At 70.4% G+C, this 16,947-nt stretch carries 16 protein-coding genes; 7 read left to right on the top strand and 9 right to left on the bottom strand.

What is annotated here, in order from left to right; all coding sequences use genetic code 11:
* Positions 1-26 precede the first annotated feature (26 nt).
* A complete protein-coding gene (locus tag ACIA1L_RS07295; protein WP_396071624.1) occupies positions 27-704 on the top strand; it encodes a DUF3159 domain-containing protein in 678 nt (225 codons plus the stop codon).
* On the opposite strand, the gene ACIA1L_RS07290 is transcribed toward ACIA1L_RS07295, so the two are convergent.
* From ACIA1L_RS07290 to ACIA1L_RS07280, 3 genes are read right to left on the bottom strand one after another with little or no spacing between them, the layout of a single operon-like run.
* The gene (locus ACIA1L_RS07290) at positions 672-2,132 is read right to left on the bottom strand and encodes a glycosyltransferase (RefSeq protein ID WP_396071623.1); all 1,461 of its coding nucleotides are present in this window, start codon (positions 2,130-2,132) and stop codon (positions 672-674) included. The two genes, ACIA1L_RS07295 and ACIA1L_RS07290, sit on opposite strands and share 33 nt — an antisense overlap.
* Positions 2,129-3,250, bottom strand: coding sequence for a HEAT repeat domain-containing protein (locus ACIA1L_RS07285; RefSeq protein ID WP_396071621.1), 1,122 nt, complete (start codon positions 3,248-3,250; stop codon positions 2,129-2,131). The genes ACIA1L_RS07290 and ACIA1L_RS07285 overlap by 4 nt, the downstream gene beginning before the upstream one ends.
* Positions 3,250-3,621, bottom strand: coding sequence for a response regulator transcription factor (locus tag ACIA1L_RS07280; protein WP_396071620.1), 372 nt, complete (start codon positions 3,619-3,621; stop codon positions 3,250-3,252). The genes ACIA1L_RS07285 and ACIA1L_RS07280 overlap by 1 nt, the downstream gene beginning before the upstream one ends.
* 218 nt (positions 3,622-3,839) lie before the next feature.
* On the opposite strand from ACIA1L_RS07280, the gene ACIA1L_RS07275 reads away from it, so the two are divergent.
* Positions 3,840-5,609: an ATP-binding protein gene (locus ACIA1L_RS07275; protein ID WP_396071619.1), complete on the top strand. Its 1,770-nt coding sequence runs from the start codon at positions 3,840-3,842 to the stop codon at positions 5,607-5,609.
* Position 5,610: 1 nt separating this feature from the next.
* Here the strand turns inward: ACIA1L_RS07275 and ACIA1L_RS07270 are convergent, their stop codons facing one another.
* Together ACIA1L_RS07270 and ACIA1L_RS07265 are read right to left on the bottom strand one after the other, a co-directional pair.
* Positions 5,611-6,144, bottom strand: a complete 534-nt coding sequence (locus ACIA1L_RS07270) for a DUF1697 domain-containing protein (RefSeq protein ID WP_396071618.1) — start codon at positions 6,142-6,144, stop codon at positions 5,611-5,613.
* Positions 6,145-6,188: 44 nt separating this feature from the next.
* Positions 6,189-6,647, bottom strand: coding sequence for a MarR family winged helix-turn-helix transcriptional regulator (locus tag ACIA1L_RS07265; protein WP_396071617.1), 459 nt, complete (start codon positions 6,645-6,647; stop codon positions 6,189-6,191).
* A 70-nt stretch (positions 6,648-6,717) separates the two neighbouring features.
* Between ACIA1L_RS07265 and ACIA1L_RS07260 the strand changes: the two genes are divergently transcribed.
* Both ACIA1L_RS07260 and ACIA1L_RS07255 read left to right on the top strand, forming a co-directional pair.
* Positions 6,718-7,482, top strand: coding sequence for a pirin family protein (locus tag ACIA1L_RS07260; protein ID WP_396071616.1), 765 nt, complete (start codon positions 6,718-6,720; stop codon positions 7,480-7,482).
* Between the two features lie 108 nt (positions 7,483-7,590).
* Entirely contained in the window at positions 7,591-8,151 is a 561-nt protein-coding gene (locus tag ACIA1L_RS07255) for a nitroreductase family protein (RefSeq protein ID WP_396071615.1), read from the top strand.
* Between the two features lie 243 nt (positions 8,152-8,394).
* Here the strand turns inward: ACIA1L_RS07255 and ACIA1L_RS07250 are convergent, their stop codons facing one another.
* Positions 8,395-9,237 (bottom strand): ATP-grasp domain-containing protein, encoded by an 843-nt coding sequence (locus ACIA1L_RS07250; RefSeq protein WP_396071613.1) that lies wholly within the window; start codon positions 9,235-9,237, stop codon positions 8,395-8,397.
* Positions 9,238-9,282: 45 nt separating this feature from the next.
* Complete coding sequence (locus ACIA1L_RS07245; protein WP_396071612.1) at positions 9,283-10,986, bottom strand: methyl-accepting chemotaxis protein; 1,704 nt, start codon at positions 10,984-10,986, stop codon at positions 9,283-9,285.
* 49 nt (positions 10,987-11,035) lie between these two features.
* Between ACIA1L_RS07245 and ACIA1L_RS07240 the strand changes: the two genes are divergently transcribed.
* Both ACIA1L_RS07240 and ACIA1L_RS07235 read left to right on the top strand, forming a co-directional pair.
* Positions 11,036-12,244 carry a pyridoxal phosphate-dependent aminotransferase gene (locus tag ACIA1L_RS07240; protein WP_396071611.1) on the top strand — a complete coding sequence of 403 codons (1,209 nt, stop codon included), beginning with the start codon at positions 11,036-11,038 and terminating at the stop codon, positions 12,242-12,244.
* A gap of 111 nt (positions 12,245-12,355) precedes the next feature.
* The gene (locus tag ACIA1L_RS07235) at positions 12,356-14,116 is read left to right on the top strand and encodes a M4 family metallopeptidase (RefSeq protein ID WP_396071610.1); all 1,761 of its coding nucleotides are present in this window, start codon (positions 12,356-12,358) and stop codon (positions 14,114-14,116) included.
* A 46-nt stretch (positions 14,117-14,162) separates the two neighbouring features.
* Here ACIA1L_RS07235 and ACIA1L_RS07230 read toward each other — a convergent pair whose 3' ends face one another.
* A complete protein-coding gene (locus ACIA1L_RS07230) occupies positions 14,163-16,154 on the bottom strand; it encodes an ATP-binding protein (protein WP_396071609.1) in 1,992 nt (663 codons plus the stop codon).
* A gap of 15 nt (positions 16,155-16,169) precedes the next feature.
* Positions 16,170-16,544 carry a response regulator transcription factor gene (locus tag ACIA1L_RS07225; RefSeq protein WP_396071608.1) on the bottom strand — a complete coding sequence of 125 codons (375 nt, stop codon included), beginning with the start codon at positions 16,542-16,544 and terminating at the stop codon, positions 16,170-16,172.
* Positions 16,545-16,710: 166 nt separating this feature from the next.
* On the opposite strand from ACIA1L_RS07225, the gene ACIA1L_RS07220 reads away from it, so the two are divergent.
* Positions 16,711-16,947 carry a hypothetical protein gene (locus tag ACIA1L_RS07220; RefSeq protein WP_396071607.1) on the top strand — a complete coding sequence of 79 codons (237 nt, stop codon included), beginning with the start codon at positions 16,711-16,713 and terminating at the stop codon, positions 16,945-16,947.

Here is a 16,947-nt window from a genome sequence, read left to right as displayed (position 1 = left end):
TCCTAACTTCGAGAGCGGGGTGGGACGTGGCGGAACCGGAGTCGCTGGCCGAGTTGCTGGGCGGGCGCCGGGCCGCGCTCGATGCGACCGTGCCACCCGCGGTGTTCGTGGCCGGCTGGCTGGCGTTCGGCCACTCGATCTGGGCGGGTGCGGCAGCCGCGCTGGTGGCGGCACTGATCGTCGCGGGCGTGCGCCTGCGCAACGGTGACCGGCCGCGGGCCGTGTTGGTCGGGCTGCTCGGGGTGTGCGTGGCCGCGCTGGTGGCGTTGCGCACCGGCCGTGCCGAAGACTTCTTTCTGCTGCAGATCGTCACCAACGCCGCGTCCGCGTTGCTGTGGGCGGTCAGCATCGTGATCCGGTGGCCGCTGCTCGGCCTCATCGTGGGAGCGGTGCTGGGGCAGAAGACGCGGTGGCGGCGCGATCCTGCGCTGCTGCGGGCGTACGGACGAGGCAGTTGGATCTGGGTTTTGCAGTATGTCGTGCGGTTGGCGGTTTTTGTGCCGCTGTGGGCCGCGCACGCCGTGGTCGCGCTCGGGGTGGCGCGAGTGGCGTTGACCTGGCCGCTGGTCGCCGCCTGCCTGGCCGTCAGCTGGTGGGTGATCCGGCGCAGCCTGCCCGACGACCATCCGGGACTGCGCCACCCGCAGACCGGCAGCCCGGAGCAAGAGAAGTCAACCCCGGCCGGCGCCGACCATCTCCGCTGATTCGGCGTCGGCGCCACTGAAGCCTTCGCGCTGCATGGTGCCCCATTGGGCCTTGCCGCCGCGCCACGCGCCGACCGCACCGCGGACCTGCCAGACGGCGAGCAGTTGGCGGTAGCCGAAGTTTTCCAGGATCGCGGCCATGACGCCCCGGGCGACGTCCGACCAGCGCGGATAGCGGTGGAAGGAAATCTCCTCGATGAACAGCGAGGTGAGGCTGACCAGCAGGCCGTAGCCGTAGGCGACCAACACGAACCGCCACGCGAAGGCGACGTCGACGGCGCCGACCCACAGGCCGAGCGGCAGCAACACCACGGCGGCCAGCTCGATGAACGGCGCCAGCAGCTCGAAGAAGACGTAGTACGGCAGGGCGACGAGTCCGATCCGCCCGTAACGCGGGTTGCCGATCATGCCCTTGTGCTTGGTGAGGATCTCGGCGATGCCGCGGTGCCAGCGCCGCCGCTGCCGACCCAGCACCTTGAGGCTGGACGGGGCTTCGCTCCAGGAAACCGGCTCGGCGACGAAGATGACCCGGTAGTCGGCTTTGGCTTTACGCAGGTGACGGTGCAGGCGGACGACCAGTTCGGCGTCCTCGCCGATGGTCTCCGCGTCCATGCCGCCGATCTGGACCACCAGGTCGCGGCGGAACAGGCCGAACGCGCCGGAGATGACCACCAGGCCACCGAGCCGGGACCAGCCGCTGCGGCCCATGAGGAAGGCCCGCAGGTATTCGACGACCTGGATCCGCAGCAGCCAGGAGCTGGGCATCCGGACGTCGACGACGCGGCCGCCGACTACCTTGCAGCCGTTGGCGATCCGGATGACGCCGCCACAGGCCGCCACGCGCAGTGGGTCGTCACCGAACGGCTTGGCTACGGACAGCAGGGCGTCCGGGTCGAGGACCGAGTCGGCGTCGACCATGCAGACCAACGGGTGCCGGGCCAGGTTGATGCCGACGTTGAGCGCGTCCGCCTTACCGCCGTTGGTTTTGCGGATCACGGTCAGTGTCTCCGGGTTGTCCCGGGCCACGTGCACGGACAACACCTGCGACTTGTATGGCACCTCGGCCGGCACCACCCGCGGCACAGCGACCAGGTCGAACCGTTTTCGGAGCAGCTCGAACGTCTCATCGGAGGAGCCGTCGTCCACGACCACCACTTCATAGCGGGGGTAGCGCAGCGCGGTCATCGCCTGGACCGCGGCGACGATGCCCGGGCCTTCGTTGTGTGCGGGAACGATCACCGACACGGGCAGGGTGAGCGGGCTGCGGAACATGTCGTCGGCACCGGAGAACGGCAGCCGCCGCAGGTGCTCGCCGAACTCCATGCCGGCCAGGACGATGAGGACGAGGTAGCTGCTGTTGAGCGCGATGAAGTACACGAAGATCGCGACATCGGTGTAGTGCAGCGCCGCGCGCACCACTTCCGTCACCGCGCGGCTCCGACCCGTTGGTCTTCGCCGCGCAGCACGCCGGCCAGCGCGAGCGCTTCCTCGGCGTGGCACGCTGCCGGGGAACGTTGGGCGTGTGCGCCCGCGCCCATCGCGATGGCTTTGGCCCGCTCGTCCTCAATGACCTCACGCAACGCGTCCAGTCCTTTACTGCCGAGGCGGCGCATCGCGTGGGCGGCCTCGTGCGCGACCTGGTAGGCGTCGTCACCGAGCAGGGTTGCCAATGTCGGCACCGCGGACGGCGAGCCGAGGTCCCCGAGCGCTTTGGCGGCGGCGGAGCGCAGGGCGGTGGGCCGAGAATCGCGCAGCGCGTGGGTCAGCGGTTCGAGGGCGGTGCGCGTGCCAAGTTTGCCCAGGTTGGTGGCGGCGGCGACCCGGACGTCGAGGTGCGAGTCCTCGTTGACGATGCGAGCGATGCGGTGCACCGAACCGGTGGCGCCGAGCAGACCGAGGGCGTCGAGGCACACCGCGCGGACCCGGGCCTGTGGGTGGTCCAGCGCGGCGGAGAGCGTCACCTCAGCCTCCGGGCCGAGTTGGGCGAGGGTGTGGCTGGCTAGCAGCGACGGGATCGGATCAGGCTGGTCCAGGCTGGAGATGATGCGCCAGGCCGCGGCCGGGTCGCCGATCCGACCGAGCGCGCGTACGGCGACCACGCGCACCTCGGGGTAGCGGTCGGTGAGCAGCCGGCACAGCTCGGGGACGGCCCGGCGCACCTCGAGGTCACCGAGCACCTGGGCGGCCCGGGACCGCTTGACCGGGCTCCGCGAGCGCAGTCCGTGCAGGGCGCTGCGGGCGGCGCCCCGGCGCAGGAACACGGACACCAGTCCGAGGTGTGCCTCGCCGCGGAGTTTGCCGAGCAGGGCGAGGGCGTGGGGCTCGGCGGCGCGCCAGGCATCGTCGGGGATGGCGACGAGGTCGTCGCTGCCTTCCTCGCCGTTGTCGGCGACGAAGGCGAGCAGGGCTTTGCGCGGCTGTTCGGCGAGCCGGGCGCGTTCGTTGTCCTTGATCCGGCGGGTCACCCGGACCGCGACGATGGCGAGCAACGACGCGGCCACGATGGCAGCGAGGACCGCGATGACGATGGTGAAGACCTGCAGCATCAGCCGGCCACCCGCGCCAGTGCGACCTCCACGCGCTCCAGCAGATCCCGCGGACTGAACGGCTTGACGATGTAGTCGGTGGCGCCGGCGGCGTACCCCTGTTCGAGGTCCTGCGGCCGGGACCGGGCGGTCAACATGATGATCGGCACGTCGGGGAGCGGCCCGGATCGCAGTTCGCGGCACACCTCGATGCCGGACATGCGCGGCATCCGGACGTCGAGCAGCACCAGATCGGGCGGGTTGGCCCGGACCTCGCGCAGCGCAGCGACCCCGTCCGGAACGGCAACCACGGTCAGACCGCTCTTGCCGAGCTTGTAGCTGACCAGGTGCCGGATGTCCGGATCGTCCTCCACGAGGAGAATCGTGCTCATCGTCCCCCCGGATGGTCGGCCCGGCCCGTCACTCGCCTAACATATCCGTTTTGTGAGCTTCGCTCGCGCGGAACGGTGAGCTTCGTCGCTGCGGTCCGGTCAGCTTCGTCGCTGCGGTCCGGTCAGCTTCGTCGCTGCAGTTCCACCCCGCTGAGGAGCAAAGCTGCAACCCGGGCCCAGCCGCTCAATCTGCCCGACGCGGCGTCGAACAAGGCTGCGTGGAGTTGACCAGGTGGATGCGTGCAGCAGGCCCGCGCGGGACGGCCCTTGCCGCCGCGGCGCTCGCCCTCGGGCTGGGCGGCGGCGTCGCCGCGACCGCCGGCATCGCCAGCGCCGAACGAGACACCACGACCGCGGCACTCACCCTGCGCAGCGCCGGCGTGCGCACCGCCCTCAACACGACCTTCCAACGGTACGCCGACACGATGCACGACATCGCCGCGGCAGCCGCCACCCGACCGGCCACCCTCTCCCCCACGGTCGCCAGCATCACCGGATCCCGGCTCGCCGGCGCCCACCAGGTGGTCGTGACCGACGCCGACGGCAAGGTCCTCGCCCAGCACACCGTCGACGGCAGCACGCCGCCGCCGCGGACCACCCTCGACCCCGAGCCCCAGCTCGCCGAAACCATGCGCCACGCCCGGGAGAACGGCCGCCTGGTCGCCGGCCCGGTGCACGTCCTGCCCGCCGACCGCGAGCTGCCCGCAGGCGGCCGACCGGCCGCGTTCGACCTGGTGGCCCCCGTCTACGGACCCGAGTTCCGCGGCTGGGTCATCGTCGCCGTACGCGCCGATGACCTGCTCCGCCAGTCCCTGCGGACGGCGGACGTCACCGACGTGACCGCTGTCGTGACCGAAACCGGCACCGGCCAGGAGATCGCCCGCTGGACCGAGGACGGCGACGCCGCCGGCTCCCAGCTGCAGTCGGTCGACGTCGTCGTTGCCGGGCACGGCTGGCACATCGCGGTCCGGCCGACCACCACCCTGACCGCTGCTGCGCACAGCGCCGCCGCACCGCTGACCATGCTCGGCGCGATCCTGCTCAGCCTGCTGACCGCCGCGGCCCTGCTCGCCGCAGAGGTGGGCCGCAACCGCGCCGCCGCCCGGGCCGCCCGCGCCGCCGCCGACGCCCGTACGGCGCAGGACCGGGCCCGGGCCGCCGACGACCGGGCGGCGGCCGCCTGCGATGAAGTCCGCGCCGTCCACGAGCAGGCCCTGGTCACCCACGAGCAGGTACGCACCGCCGAGGAAGCGCTGCGCAAACGCGAAGCGGAGCTGGCCGGATTCGCCACGACGGCCGGCGAGCACCTGCACGCCCCGCTCAACACCATTGCCAGCGTCACCGAGATGCTCGTCGAGGACGCCGCCCCGCACCTCGACCAGGCGTCGCGCGGCTTCCTCGAGCGCATCGGCACGAGCACTCGGCGCATGCTGGCGACCGTCGACAAGCTGGTCGCGTACACGTCGGCGACTGATGCCGCCCTCAAGCCGGAAGCGATCGACGCTACCGGGCTCACCCTCGGCGTTGTGGCCGCAAGCCTGGACCAGGCCATCGACCAGCGCCCCAGCATCGAGGTCGGCGACCTGCCCGTCGTCATGGCGGACGCCCACCTGCTCGGCGAGGTCGTCGGCCAGCTCGTCGACAACGCCGTCCGCTTCGTTCGGCACGGCACCCCAGCCCGGATCACCATCGGCGCCCGCGAGCACACCCCCGGCTGGTGGCGCATCGAGGTCGCGGACCGCGGCATCGGCATCCCCGAGGAGCAGCGCGACCAGATCTTCGCGCCGTTCCACCGCGCCCCGGCCGCCGAAGGCTTCCCGGGCACCGGCCTCGGCCTCGCGGTCTGCCGCCGCATCATCGCCCTACACGGCGGCGAGATCGGCGTCGACCCGCACCCGGGCGGCGGCAGCATCTTCTGGTTCACGGTCGCCGCCTCAGCGACCGCGCCCGCCCCCGAAGCCGAGATCTTCGCCGCCGACCTCGCCTGACTCACGCCAGCAGCGCGACCAGTTTCTCCACCGTGTTCCAGTTCCGGACGGTGGCGGAAGGCCCGCCTTTCAGCTTGCCGAGCGCACCCATCAGCGGGCTCTTCTGCAGACCGTCCGGGCACCAGGCATACAGCTCGGTGCCGACCATCTCGTAGCGGTCCGCCCCGAGGTCCACGTCTCCGAGCAGCTGTGCCAATGGCCGGCTCGGCGGCTCGGCCAGAAACGCCACGACGTACTTCGACCCGTCCGTCGCCACCGTCGCGAACGGGTTGCGCGCCACCACCGTCGCCAGATCGTCGCGGCTGCGCACGAGCGCGTCCACGCCAAAGCCGAACCGGTCGGCCAGCACCCGCTCCACGGATTGTCGCAACGTCCCGGCGTCCTCGTCGGCGTCTAGCACCACGTTGCCGCTCTGCAACAAGGTCCGGACGTCGCCGTACCCGCTCTCGGTCAGCACGGCTCGCAAGTCGGCCATCCCGACCCGCCGCGCCTTTCCGAGGTTGATGCCGCGCAGCAGCACCGCGTACCGAGTCATGATCAGACCCTACGGCGGCCGGCACGCCGACCTGCTCAGCAACGTCACGACGGCGGGTCGAGAGCCTTCAACACGCCCGCGCTGAGCGCCTCGACCGCCCGCACCTGGTCTGGGTCGAGCTGGTCGAAGAACAACTTCCGGACGGCGGCGACGTGGGCGGGTGCGGCGGCGGCGAGCGTGTCCCGACCCTCGTCGGTGATCGCGACGTAGGCGCCGCGCCCGTCGTCGGCGCAGGCCTGGCGCAGGACCAGGCCCCGGCGCTGCATCCGCGCCAGGTGGTGCGACAGCCGGCTCTGCTCCCAGTCCAGGGCCTGCTGCAACGCGTACGGGCGCAGTCGCCCCGAGGACGCCTCACTGAGCTGGACGAGCACCTCGTAGTCGGACAGCGACAGGCCGGAATCCGCCTGGAGCTGCCGGTGCAGTTCGGCGGTGAGCCGCGCTTGCATACGCAGGTACGCCCGCCAGGCGCGCTGCTGATCGTCCGTGAGCCAAACGGTGCCCATGGGTCCACCGTAGCAGTAGTTCATGACACATCATCTTGCGAGCGGGTAGATGATGCGTCATGCTTCTTCCATGACGACTTCGCTGCGTACCCCGACGGTCGACGTCCGCCCCGCGAACAAGCGCTTCGAGACCCGCATCGACTGGCTGGACTCGAAGCACTCGTTCTCCTTCGGGCACCACCGCGACCACCGCAACACCCACCACGGACTGCTCCTGGTCAACAACGACGACGTCGTGCGGCCCGGGGCCGGGTTCGACACCCACCCCCACCAGGACATGGAGATCGTCACCTGGGTGCTGCAGGGCTCGCTGGTGCACCAGGACTCCACCGGCCACCACGGCGTCATCTATCCGGGTCTCGCCCAGCGGATGAGTGCCGGCACCGGCATCCTGCACTCGGAGAAGAACGACTCCTGGCTGCTCGCCGGCGAGCAGCACACCGACCCGGTGCACTTCGTGCAGATGTGGGTCGTGCCCGACGAAGCCGGCAGCACCCCCGGTTACGAGCAGTTGGAGATCGACGGCGAGCTGCTCTCCGGTGGCCTGGTCACCGTCGCCTCCGGCATGGCGCAACACCGCGACGCCAGCGCCATCCGGATCGGCAACAAGCACGCCGCCCTGCACGCCGCACGCCTGCAACCCGGCCAGAGCGTGCAGCTCCCCCAAGCCCCGTTCCTGCACCTCTTCGTGCCCCGCGGCGCCGTCACGCTGGAGGGCACCGGACCGCTCGACACCGGCGACGCGGTGCGCTTCACCGCCACCGGCGGCCAGCGGGTCACCGCCACCGAACCGGCCGAGATCCTCGTCTGGGAAATGCACGCCACCCTCGGCTAGCCCATCCCCGGCCAGCCGCCCACCCGCCCCGCCCTGCCGCCGTCGTCCTTACCTCGCACCCTCATTCGCCTCGCACCCTCATTCGCCTCGCTGCCTCAGGAGCACACCATGAGTGCCAACACGATCACCCCGTTGCACCCGCTACTCGCCGAGCGGTGGAGTCCCCGGGGCTTCGACGTCGACCATGCGATCGACGACGCGACCGTCACCGGGCTTCTGGAGGCGGCCCGGTGGGCACCGTCGGCGAACAACAGCCAACCGTGGCGCTTTCTGCCCACTCGCCGCGGCGAAGCCGCCTTCGACCGGCTGGCGGACGCCCTCAGCGACAACAACCGGCTATGGGCACCGACCGCGAGCCTCCTGCTCCTGCTCGCCGCCGAGACGGAGGACGAGCGGGGCCGCACCCGACCCTGGGCGCTCTACGACACCGGCCAGGCCGCGGCCGCCCTGGTGCTGCAAGCCGGCCACCTCGGCCTGCACGTCCACCAAATGGGCGGCTTCGACGCGAGCGCGGTCAGCACCACATTCGCGCTGCCCGAGACCGTCCACCCGGTCACCGTCCTGGCCGTGGGCCGTCACGACCCGGCCGCCACCCTGCCCGACCACCTCGCCGCCCGCGAAACCGCACCCCGGACCCGCCTCGCCATGGACACGCTGATCCTGCGCTGACGGCCAGGCAAGCGAGACGACGCGTCCACGCCCACGACCAGGCAAGCGAGACGACACGTCCACGCCCACGACCAGGCAAGCGAGACGACGCGTCCACGCCCACGACCAGGCAAGCGAGACGACACGTCCACGCCCACGACCAGGCAAGCGAGACGACACGTCCACGCCCACGACCAGGCAAGCGAGACGACACGTCCACGTCCACGCCCACGACCAGGCAAGCGAACCGACAGGTCCGCGCGGTCACGTGATCGCGGCGATGAACTCCTCGGCGGGTGTGCTGGCGGGGCGGTCGCTGACCTGACCGTCACCCAGTTCGACGACCCGCCACCGGCCGTCGGCGTGCCGCACCAGGTCGGCGGTCACGAACGGCAGGCCGAGCTGGGCGATCGACGGCGCCACGCTGGCGACGTCAACGTCGGCGGCGGGCGCATCCGCGGCCGTGTCCGGATGCGCGGTCACGAGCCGGCAGTTGCCGTTCACCCACCACGTCCGCGCCTCGGCGCCGGTGAACGTTTCGAAGCGGCGCAGGACGAAGCCGCCGGTGAACTCGTCGTCGCGCAGTTCGCGGAAGCGACTCGCCACCCGCCATGCCGCGCCGCCGTCAGCAACATCGGGCACGTACGCGGCCTCGTTCCAGTAATGCTTCATCGACTTGGTGAAGTCGCGAAGCACGGCAGGCCCGCCTCCGAGTACCGCGCACGCCTGCTCGAACGCGCCTCGGGTGTCGTCGAGCGTCCACGCCGTTTCCGGTGTGTGCCCGACCAGGGCCGCGTACCAGCCGGGGAGTTCGTGCCCCCGCTGATACTGCTCGGGGCTCGTCCGCAGCTCGACCTCGCGGGCGGCCAGTGCGGTGGCCATGGCGGCGTACTGCTCCGTGCGTAGCATCCAGCCTCGGTAGCTGGCCGGCCCACTGCCGGCGGGAACTCGTGCGACGGCCGCGTCGGCCGGTCCGCCGCGGGTGAGCGCGTCGTGGTCGACGAGGGCAACATCGATCCCCCGCACACGAGCGGCGGCCGCCTCGGCAGCGAAGTGCTCGTCCGGGCGGCGGGGTCGCAGCGGGTCACCGGGCACCAGAAGCAGCATGCCGTTCATGATCCCCGATCAGCGCTCTCGGCCGGAAGCGAGCGATCAGCGCTCTCGGCCGGAAACGAGGGCGTCCAGGCGGTCGCTGGCGTGGTTGACCCGGGTGGTGAGGTCGGCGACAACGGCCTCCTGCTCGGTGGTCAACTCCTGAGCGGCTGATGTGGTGTGGTCGATGGCAGCGATCGTGTCGCTCATCGCCGTCATGATCTCGACGACCGCGGAGACGTGCTGGTTGAGCTCGCCCAGGGTGGTACTGATGGTCTGGGTGGATTCTGCGGTCGTACCCGCGAGGTTCTTGACCTCGTTGGCGACCACGACGAACCCTTGGCCCGCCTCGCCGGCCCGGACAGCCTCGATGGTGGCGTTGAGCGACAGCAGGTTGGTTTGCCGCGCAATGCCGCCGATGAACTTGGCGACCTCGTCCACCTTGCGCAGGCTTTCGTGCAGGGTGCCCACCGCCTGGCTGGCCTCGGTGTTGTTGTCCAACAGGCGGCTGGCCGCAGTCCGGGCGTCGCGGACCCGCTCGTCGATGCGACCGGCCGCCGCGCCGACCGTCGCGGCGCGTTCGGAAACGTCGGAGAGTTGCCGGGCCACGAAGGCCGAGGTTTCGTCCACGAGGGCGCGGGCATGCTCCTGGGCTTCCCGCTCGGCGGCGCTCTGCCGCTCGTGGGTTTGCTGCAGCTCGGCCCGGCGCTGCTGCTGTTCGGTGGCTAGCAGGCGGTCCCGGCTGGCGATGGTGTCGAGCATGTCGTCGATGGTGCGGCCCAGCGCGGCGATGTCGTCGTCACCGGTGGCGCCGACCCGCAGCGCGTAGTCGCCCGACGTGACGATCTGCTCGGTGGTGCGGCGCAGCGGCCGGACCCGGCGGCTCACCGCCCGCTTCCCGGACCAGGCCACCAGGACCACGATGAGCAGGGCCGCGAGCACGATGAAGCCGAACAGTTTGAGTGCGGTGCTGCTGGCGGCGGCATGGATGGGACGGCCCTGCACCGATTCGAGGATGAGCTTCTTGCCGTCGACGGTGGGAATACTCGCGACCAGCGCGATGCTGTCCGAGCCCAGCACGGTGGTGCCGACGTCGAGGTTGCCGACCTGGCTGGTGAGGGTCTGGGTGGTCGCCGTCCCGCGGTCCCGGTCGGTGACCACGGTGGGCAGGTTGATGTCGGCGCTGAACTGGGTCATGCGGTCGGTGCTGAGTCGTTGCAGCAGCACGAATCCGCCGGAGGATGTGCCCTCGCCGCTGCTGGCGTAGACGGGTAGGCCACAGAACAGGTACATGGTGTCGGCGGCGACCACGCCGCACGTGGCGCTGCCGGGCTCGCCTTCGGGGTCGAAGAGGCGGCTGAGGACCGCGGGGTCGGTGAACTGTGCGGCGGGCTTTTCGAACGCGGTCGGGCCGTTGTTGCCGCCGGCCACCAGCCGGCCGTCACGACTCACACCGAGCAGGGCGTCGTAGTTGCCCGCGCCCTCATCGGCGTCCGGCGGGAAGTCTTCGGCAAACGTTTCAGCGTCCTCGCGGGCGAGGTCCTGGTACGTGTTGTCCCACACCGCGTTCGTCGCGCCGAAAGCGGTGAGCAGGCGCGCCTGGGTGTCCAGACCGATCCGGATGCGGTCGGCGTCCTGCGCGACCTGGCGGGCCTCGAGGCCGTCGAACGGGCTGGTGGCGACGTACCGAAGCAGCAGGAAGCCGGCACCGCAGCCCAGCAGGGCGGCGACGACCGGGATGAGGCTTCTGAACTTTCCGCGCACGGATGGCCTGTCGGCGTCGAGTGGTGAGTGGGTGCCTAAGCTCGATCGTATGGTTTCCCAGGCGAGCAGGTTGAAGAACGTCCGGTACGACATCCGCGGCCCGGTGCTGCGCCGCGCGCAGGAGCTGGAAAATGCGGGCCACCGCATCCTCAAGCTGAATCTGGGCAACCCGGCGCCCTGGGGACTGAACACGCCGGAGGCGATCGTCGCCGACATGGTGCACAACCTGCCGTCCGCCGAGGGCTACAGCGATGCACGAGGCATTTACTCGGCCCGGGTCGCGGTGGCGCAGTATTACCAGACTCTCGGCGTCGAGAACGTGCAGCCCGACGACGTGTTCCTCGGCAACGGGGTGTCCGAGCTCATCGTCATGTCGTTGCAGGCGTTGCTGAACACTGGCGACGAAGTGCTCGTGCCGAGCCCCGACTACCCGTTGTGGACGGGCGCGGTGACGCTCTGCGGCGGCACACCGGTGCACTATCGCTGCGATGAAACCGAGGGCTGGCAACCGGATGTGGACGATGTGGCGGCCCGGGTCACGCCGAACACGCGCGCACTGGTGCTCATCAATCCAAATAACCCGACCGGTGCGGTCTACTCCCGCGAGACGCTGCTCGGGTTGTTGGAGATCGCCCGGCGACACCAGCTGCTGGTGTTGGCGGACGAGATCTACGACAAGATCATCTTCGATGAGGCGCAGCACGTGTGCGCGGCATCGCTCGCCCCGGATCTGCTCGTGCTCACCATGGGCGGACTGTCGAAGACGTACCGGGCGGCGGGCTTCCGGTCGGGGTGGCTGGCCGTCAGCGGACCGACGAGCCACGCGACCGAATACCTCGAAGGCCTGCAACTGCTCGCGAACATGCGGCTGTGCCCCAACGTCCCGGCCCAACACGCCGTGCAGACCGCACTGGGTGGGTTCCAAAGCATTACGACGCTGATCAAACCCGGTGGCCGACTGTACGAGCAGCGCGACCACGCCTGGCGCAAGATGACCGCGATCCCGGGCGTCGACTGCGTCAAGCCGGAGGGGGCGCTCTACCTGTTCGCCCGGCTCGACCCCGAGGTCCACAAGATCCGCGACGATCAGAAGCTGATCATCGACCTGTTGGAGCAGCAACTCATGCTGCTGTCGCACGGCACCGGGTTCAACCTGCCCACCCCGGACCACCTCCGGATGGTGTTTCTTGCACCGGTCGATGTGCTCGACGACGCCACCGACCGGCTCCGGCGCTTCCTGGAGACCTATGAACAGTGAGAACAGCGTCGGATGATCGGCTAATCGCATTGTCCGCCGTCCGACGCGACCTTGTGCGTACGGCTTCCCGAGCGTCTGCTGGAAGCAGGACGACACGAGGGAGTGGTGAGCATGGCTGTCCCGCTGCAGGAGTTTCACTACCACGTCGCCGAGGACACGGACACCGACTGGGACGCGGGTGCCCGCACCCCCGCCTCGTTCGGCATCGCGGCCGGCGACTCCGAAGCCGCCGCGCCGGCGGCCGAAATGTTCCAGAGCAATGAAGCGGCCGCCCGGTTCTATCTGGATGAGCTGCTGCGCCGCGACGAGCGGCCGGCCATGCAGTCCGTGGTCGAGCCCGCGCGCCCCGAGAAGGTTCCTGGCCTGATCGTGAAGCGGGACGAGGACCTGCCGGCGGTCGGCACCCGTCAGGTCCGGTTCACCCAGACGCACCGCGACATCCCGGTCTTCGGTGGGGGCGCGGTCGTCGAGCTGACCGGCGAGCGCGACCTGGTGAGCGTGACCGCCCAACTGGACGAGGTCACCGGGGTGGACCCGGTGGAGACGCTCAGCCGGGCGGACGCGTTGGCGCGGGTCGCCGAGTACACCGGGGCGAGGATCCCGGCCGAGGCGGGCGTCGGCGCCCGGCTCATGTACTACAAGGAGGACGAGACCGAAGCGTGGCACCTGGTGTGGTTCTTTGCCGCGCTGCCCGTCGCACCGCCCGCACCCGACGACCCCGACCCGGTCGCCTACCGCGGACACGGACTGGGTCCCCGCCCGGTACGCGAAAGCGTCAACTACCTCGTCGACGCGCACGACGGCCGCATCGTGTTCTGCTACAGCGCGGTAGCCACGGGTGCGCCGATCCCCCCGCCCACCAAGTGCACCGGTGTGGACGAGGACGACGTGAAGCAGACGTTCTTCGGCCGGCTGGAGGCGGACGGCGCCAGTTGCCAACTCGACGATCCGCTGCGCAGCGTCCGCACGTACGACATCGAGTTCGCCGACATCTTCGATGACCCGCCGATCCCGCAGCGGGCGGTGCTCGCCACGTCCAGCGACTACGGCAGCACCAACCGGGCCGCCGTGTCGGCTCACCTCAACGCCTCCCGGGTGCAGGATTTCTACAAGTCGGTCCTGCAACGCGAGGGCATCGACGGGCAGGGCATGGTGCTGATCTCGATGGTCAACACCACCGCCTCCGGGTTCGGCACCCCGCCCGAGCTGAAGAACGCCTTCTGGTCCCAGGGCCGGATGTGGTACGGCCAGGTCCGCGACGAGACCGGCCGGCTGGTGAGCCTGTCCAAGTATCTGGACGTGATCGGCCACGAGCTGACCCACGGCGTCATCGAGACGACCTCGAACCTGGTGTACGCCACCCAGTCGGGCGCGCTCAACGAGTCGTTCGCCGACATCGCGGGCATCATCATCAGCAACTGGTACACGGCCCCGGACCGCGAGGATGTCCGCACCTGGAAGTGGGAGATCGGGGCCGGGCTCGGCGGCGATGGCCTGCCGCTGCGCGACTTCGCCGATCCCACCCGGCTGGGCGACCCGGCGCACATGCGCGACTTCAAGAAGCTGCGCCCGGGCGAGCTGCCCAATCCGCAGCGCAACGACTCGGGCTGGGTGCACGTCAACAGCAACATCCACAACAAGGCGGTGCACCACCTGCTGACCATGGAGGAGGACGGCGCCCGGGTGTTCACCGTGCAGGACGTGGCGGTGCTGACCTATCTCGGCATGGCCCGGCTGGTGCCGTTGGCGACGTTCCCGCAAGCATTGCGGTCGCTCGTGGACGTGGCAGCCACGTACTTCGGTGGCAGCCCGCACCGCGACGCCAAGATGGCGGCGATCCGCAAAGCCTATGACCTGGTCGGCATCAGCTGACCCGCCGCGCCACCGTCACCGTCACCGTCACCGTCACCGTCACCGGCTAGCTGACCGGCAGCCGGACGGTGACGGTGGTGCCGGTGCCCTCGACGGATTCCACAGTGATGTCACCGCCGTGGTTCTGCACGATGGTGTGCGTAATGACGAGGCCCAGGCCGGTGCCGGGGATCGCCTGATGCACGGCGTTGCTGGCCCGGAAGAAGCGGGAGAAGAGCCCCTCCTGCTCGCTGGACGGGATGCCCATGCCGGTGTCCGACACGGTCACGCACACCTGGTCCTGTTCGCGCCGGGCCGCCAGGGTGACCGTGCCGTGCGCCGGCGTGAACTTGACGGCGTTGGAGAGCAGGTTGGTCAGGACGCGGTCCAGTTGCTCCGGGTCGGCGGTCAGTTCGAGCGGGCGGTCCACTTCCGTACGCAGCTCGACCTCGCCCTTCGCTGCGGCCGGCGCGATCTCGGCGACCGCCTGCTCGGCGTGCTCGACCAGGTCCAGCGGGCGCGGCGAAGGGCGGAAAGCACCCGACTCGATGCGGGACAGCAGCAGGATCTCCTCGATCAGCTCGCGCAGCCGGCGTGTGTTGCGTCCGATCACTTCGAGCATCTTGCGCTGCTGCGGGACCAGCTCTCCCACCTCGGCGTCGAGCAGCAGTTCCAGATAGCCGGCGATGCTGGTCAGCGGGGTCCGCAGCTCGTGCGAAATGGTCGACATGAAATCCGTCTTGGCGGTGTCCAGCTCCTGGAGCCGGGCCACGAGGTGCTGTTCCCGCTCGAACAGCCGGGCGTGGTGGACGCCGCGGCCCAGGTCCGCCGCCACCGTCTCCACCAACCGCACTTCGACCGGCGTCCAGCCGGGCCCGGCGTCACGGATCAGGGTGAGCGCGCCCAGTCGCTCGGCACCGACACTGACCGCCACGGTCAGAATCGGGCCGTCGCCCACCTTCGCGCAGGCCCGCCGTTCGGCCTCCGGCGGTTCAGCGTGCCCGGTGGCGACCTGAGCGCCCGGAGCCCACACGCCGACGCTGCCCAGCCATTCGGCGTCGCAGCCGGCCAGATCCGCCAGCGGGCCGCCGTCGTGCTCGTCGTGCAGGCTGACCAGCGCCGGCACACCGGTCTGTCCGGGCGCCATCCGAATCAGCACGTGATCGGCCCCGAACGTTTCGGCGAGGCCCCGAACGCTTTCGCCGAGGGCGTCCTCGACCTTGAGGTGCGTGCGGATGCGGTAGCCGAGCCGTCGGACGTCGGCGCGCAGCCGGGCGACGTCGGCCTCGGTGGCACGCATCCGGTCGCCCTGTTCCGCCATCTCGTTGATGGCTTGCGCGACCGCCCGGATCTCGGCCGGGCCGGCGGTGGCGTCGGCCCGGATGTCCAGTTCGCCGGAGCGCCGCCGGCCGATGATGGAGATCACCCGGGCCAGCGGGTGGGTGATGCGCCGGGCGGTCAGGGCTGCCAGGACGACGGCGGTGATTGCGGCGAGCACGGTGAGGACCACCACGACCACGGTCGTGACGATGCCGAGGAGGCGGCTGCGGTCGCGCAGCTCGGTCGCCTGCTCGGCGAGAACCGCATCGAAAGCCCGGTTCTCGTCGGTGAAGGCCTGGAAGAGGCTCTTGCCACGGGTTACGTACTCGGCGGCCGCGGGGCTGCGAGGCGCGGCGCGCTGCTGCTGCTCGGCGAGAGTCCACCAGTCGGCGGCCCGGCCGATCTGGCGGTTCACGGCGGCTCGGTCGTCGTCACGCGCCAGCTCCCGCAGCGACCGGGCCACCCGGTCGAAGTCGGTCTGTGCGGCGGTGAAGGAGTCGAGCAGCTGGCTGTCGCCGGTGAGCAGATAGCCGCGCAGGTTGCGTTGGCCGTCGGCGAGGGCGTTGCGCAGATCGTCGTTAGCCAGTTGCAACGGCTGCACGCGGGTGGACAGTTCGTCCACTACCTGGTGCTGGCTGACCAGGGCGGTGGTCTCGGCCACGCCGGAGCAGACGATCAGCGCGACCAGGACGCCGAACGCCCGCGTCAGCAGACTCCCGACGGTCCGCTCCCGGGGCATCGGGTGTGGCCCCCGTCAGGCCCGGGTCCGGCTCAGCAATGCCTGAATCCGCGACACCAGCTCGCGCGGGCTGAACGGCTTGGTGACGTAGTCGTCGGCGCCGGCGCTGAACCCGCCCTCGACGTCCTGTTCCTGGACCCGGGCGGTCAGCATGATGATCAGCATCCCGGCGGTGGCGGGATCGGCCCGCAGCATCCGGCACACGTCGATGCCGGACAGGCCCGGCATGGACACGTCCAGCACGGCGAGCGTGGGCAGGTGGGCTCGCGCCTGTTCGACGGCCGCCTGACCGTCCTCGACCGCGATCACCTCGAGTCCCGCCTGTTCGAGTTTGAACGCGACGAGGTCACGGATGTCGGCGTCGTCGTCGGCGACCAGAACGACCGTCACGGTGCCCCCTCTGCGCTTCGCTCGTTATCAGCACGATATCCGTTTGGTCCGCTCTGCGACGCTGCTCTCCGCAACCGCATGGCAACTCTGGTGCGCCGCAGCTGCAGCCCCACCCGGGTGTCCTAGACGCAGACGCTTGTTAGCGAACGCTTGGCAGGAGGACCCGATGACCGCTCTGGACACCGAAGAAGTCCGTTCCGAGGCGCTGTTCGTCTCGCACCTGCAGAGCTCGCAGCACCCGACGCCGGAGGTCATCCGGGCCGCCGTGGACGCCACGGTCGACCGCCTCGGCGAGCAGGGCTGCGCTGCGCTGGTGGCGCAGGAGTTCGGCGAGCACCCCGACTGCGCCCTGGACCGGATGCGCTGGGCGCGCCACGCGATCCAGAGCGCTTACGCCGCCTGA

Origin of the sequence: Actinoplanes sp. NPDC051859, assembly GCF_044452725.1 — a bacterium.
GTDB lineage: Bacteria > Actinomycetota > Actinomycetes > Mycobacteriales > Micromonosporaceae > Actinoplanes.
This window is presented reverse-complemented; position numbering and strand designations above follow the sequence as displayed.

What these genes read in the sequence shown, in the direction of transcription:
- ACIA1L_RS07285 (WP_396071621.1), bottom strand. Translation starts at nt 3,250, where the DNA reads ATGCTGCAGGTCTTCACCATCGTCATCGCGGTCCTCGCTGCCATCGTG.
- ACIA1L_RS07280 (WP_396071620.1), bottom strand. Translation starts at nt 3,621, where the DNA reads ATGAGCACGATTCTCCTCGTGGAGGACGATCCGGACATCCGGCACCTG.
- ACIA1L_RS07270 (WP_396071618.1), bottom strand. Translation starts at nt 6,144, where the DNA reads ATGACTCGGTACGCGGTGCTGCTGCGCGGCATCAACCTCGGAAAGGCG.
- ACIA1L_RS07265 (WP_396071617.1), bottom strand. Translation starts at nt 6,647, where the DNA reads ATGGGCACCGTTTGGCTCACGGACGATCAGCAGCGCGCCTGGCGGGCG.
- ACIA1L_RS07260 (WP_396071616.1), top strand. Translation starts at nt 6,718, where the DNA reads ATGACGACTTCGCTGCGTACCCCGACGGTCGACGTCCGCCCCGCGAAC.
- ACIA1L_RS07255 (WP_396071615.1), top strand. Translation starts at nt 7,591, where the DNA reads ATGAGTGCCAACACGATCACCCCGTTGCACCCGCTACTCGCCGAGCGG.
- ACIA1L_RS07250 (WP_396071613.1), bottom strand. Translation starts at nt 9,237, where the DNA reads ATGCTGCTTCTGGTGCCCGGTGACCCGCTGCGACCCCGCCGCCCGGAC.
- ACIA1L_RS07240 (WP_396071611.1), top strand. Translation starts at nt 11,036, where the DNA reads ATGGTTTCCCAGGCGAGCAGGTTGAAGAACGTCCGGTACGACATCCGC.
- ACIA1L_RS07235 (WP_396071610.1), top strand. Translation starts at nt 12,356, where the DNA reads ATGGCTGTCCCGCTGCAGGAGTTTCACTACCACGTCGCCGAGGACACG.
- ACIA1L_RS07230 (WP_396071609.1), bottom strand. Translation starts at nt 16,154, where the DNA reads ATGCCCCGGGAGCGGACCGTCGGGAGTCTGCTGACGCGGGCGTTCGGC.
- ACIA1L_RS07220 (WP_396071607.1), top strand. Translation starts at nt 16,711, where the DNA reads ATGACCGCTCTGGACACCGAAGAAGTCCGTTCCGAGGCGCTGTTCGTC.